This window comes from Streptomyces sp. WAC05292 (genome assembly GCF_003949955.1).
In the GTDB taxonomy this organism is placed as follows: Bacteria; Actinomycetota; Actinomycetes; order Streptomycetales; family Streptomycetaceae; genus Streptomyces; species Streptomyces globosus.
The window spans coordinates 1-1,622 of record NZ_RPSE01000689.1; the positions used below are offsets into that span (position 1 = coordinate 1).

1 protein-coding gene and 1 pseudogene are annotated in these 1,622 nt (G+C 76.9%); both read right to left on the bottom strand.

Going from position 1 to position 1,622, the window contains the following annotated elements; translation table 11 throughout:
* Positions 1-1,063, bottom strand: a 1,063-nt coding sequence (locus EF903_RS32395; RefSeq protein WP_260616225.1) for an NAD(P)-dependent oxidoreductase, incomplete at its 3' end; no start/stop codon positions are given.
* A pseudogene (locus tag EF903_RS35690) lies at positions 1,048-1,622 on the bottom strand (hypothetical protein); the annotation flags it as partial. The gene EF903_RS32395 and the pseudogene EF903_RS35690, both read right to left, overlap by 16 nt.

Below are 1,622 nucleotides of genomic sequence, written 5' to 3' on the forward strand. Positions count from 1 at the left end.
GGCGGGGGGCGGTCCAGGACGCGACGCCGCCTTGCGAGGCGACCCAGCGGATCAGGTCGCGCAGGCCGTCCTCCTGGGTGCGGACGGGGCTGTAGCCGAGGTCGCGGCGGGCAGCCGTCGTGTCGTACGTGGTGGAACGGGTCAGCAGGGCCATCATGTACCGGCTCAGCGGCGGGCTCGTCCGGGCCCGGGCCGCGGCGTCCGGGCGCAGCCGCCACGCCGTCTCGACGGCCGCGGCGAGTGCCCGGCCCGCGGGCAGCGGGATGCGGGGTGCGGGCGGTGGGCAGCCGAGGCGGGCGGCGACGTCGGCGAGGAACGGCCAGAGGTCGGTCGTCTCCGCGTCCGCGACGAAGTACGCGCGCCCGCCGATGCGTTCCGCCGGCGCGGACACGGCGGCGCGCAGGCAGGCGTCGACCGCGTTGTCGACGTGGCAGAGGGAGACCAGGACGCGCTTTCCGCCCGACAGGTCCGGGAGGCGTCCCGCGTGCAGGGCGCCCATGAGGCGGGGCAGGAACCCGGCGTGGTCGCGCGGCCCCCAGATGCCGCGGGGCCGCAGGGCGCAGGTGGTGAAGCCGGCGGTGTCGGCGGCGAGGACGTGCTGTTCGGCGACGGCCTTGGTCGCGCAGTAGTCGTTGAACCAGCGGGTGGGGTAGGGGGTGGTCTCGTCGATGCCGAGCCGGTCCCCCTCCCGCAGGTGCATCAGGGCGCTCGGGCTGGAGACGAACACGAACCGGCGTGCGCCGGCGGCGCGGGCGGCGTCCACCAGCCGGAGCGTGCCGGTGACGTTGGCTTCGGTGAACTGGGCGCGGGTGCCGTGGTCGACGGCGCGGGCGGCGCTGTGCAGGACGGCTTCGCAGCCGTCGGCGGCGCGCCGGAGCGAGTCGGGGCGGGTGAGGTCGCCGGTGACGAGTTCGACTCCGGGCAGGGCGCGCAGCCGGTCGGTGTCGCTGCCGGGGCGGACGAGGGCGCGTACGCCGTGGCCGGAGCGCAGGCAGGCGTCTGCGAGGTGGCCGCCGAGGAAGCCGGTGGCGCCGGTGATCAGGATTTTCACAGCTGCCGCCACCAGGTCGCCCCGTAGAGCATGGTCAGGCCGACGGCGGCGGGGCGGCCGATGCCGGCTGTGCGGGCCCGGGGCAGGGCCAGCGGGATCTGGACGGCGTGCCCGGCGGTGCTGAGCACGGCGTCCGCCCACCACAGCAGGCGGGGCAGGCGTGCTTCGGGCACGCCGACGGCTGCTGCCCATACGGCTCCGCCGACGAGGTACGCCCACCCGGCGAGCGGGACGATCCGTGCGGCGCGCCGGCGGGGCGTCAGGGGGGTGGGAGGGGTGAGGCGGCGTTCGGCCCAGCGGGCGAGCTCCTCGCGGCCGATCTTGGCGTTGTGCCGGATGTCGACGGGGAAACCGGGGTGGTGAAGGAACTCGTCGAGGCCGGTGGTCGGTGCGTGCGCGCAGGCGAGGGTGCGCAGTTCGGCGGTGAGGCGCTGCCAGTCGGCCTCGTCGATGTGCTCGTCGACGGTCTCGACGCAGACGACCGGGCGGATGCGGTCCCGGCGCGGGTCCGCGGACGGGCCGCCCGGGGCGGTGCCGCGCGCGGTGCCGCCGCTCCCGCCGCCGGTGCCGC